Origin of the sequence: Streptomyces sp. UH6, from assembly GCF_013421635.1 — a bacterium.
Classification (GTDB): domain Bacteria; phylum Actinomycetota; class Actinomycetes; order Streptomycetales; family Streptomycetaceae; genus Streptomyces; species Streptomyces abyssomicinicus.
Genome location: NZ_JACADT010001472.1, coordinates 1 through 453 on the forward strand (window position 1 = coordinate 1; position 453 = coordinate 453).

Below are 453 nucleotides of genomic sequence, written 5' to 3' on the forward strand. Positions count from 1 at the left end.
CCGCTCGGGGGTGAGGGATTCCAGGACACCGTCGTCGACGACACCTGCGGCGTGAACGACACCGGCGAGGCCGGGGCCGTCAGGGGCGGTGAGTTCGCCGATGAGGGCGGCCAGGGCGTCGCGGTCGGTGACGTCGCAGGACGCCCACCGCACCTCGGCGCCCAGCTCCCGCAGCTCCTCCACCAGCGTGGTCGAGGGGCGACGCGACACCAGGACGAGGTCACGCACACCGTGCGCGGTGACGAGGTGGCGGGCGACGAGGCCGCCCAGGGCACCGCCGGCACCCGTGACCAGCACGGGGCCGGTGACCGGCGGGAGCGCGGCTTCGGCCGGGACCGTGGTGCGAACCAGCCGGGGGACGAGGATCTCGCCCGCGCGGACGGCGAGCTGCGGCTCGTCCAGACCCGCGAGGGCCGCCAGGTCCTCCGTCGAGCCGTCGGTGTCGATCAGGAC

General features: G+C 75.5%; 2 protein-coding genes. One reads left to right on the plus strand and one right to left on the minus strand.

Going from position 1 to position 453, the window contains the following annotated elements:
* The coding region (locus HW445_RS32665; protein WP_308800279.1) for an SDR family NAD(P)-dependent oxidoreductase at nt 1-297 on the minus strand (297 nt) is incomplete at its 3' end.
* Between HW445_RS32665 and HW445_RS34320 the strand changes: the two genes are divergently transcribed.
* Nucleotides 232-453 (plus strand): hypothetical protein (locus HW445_RS34320; protein WP_308800280.1); only part of this gene is annotated, 222 nt, incomplete at its 3' end. The two genes, HW445_RS32665 and HW445_RS34320, sit on opposite strands and share 66 nt — an antisense overlap.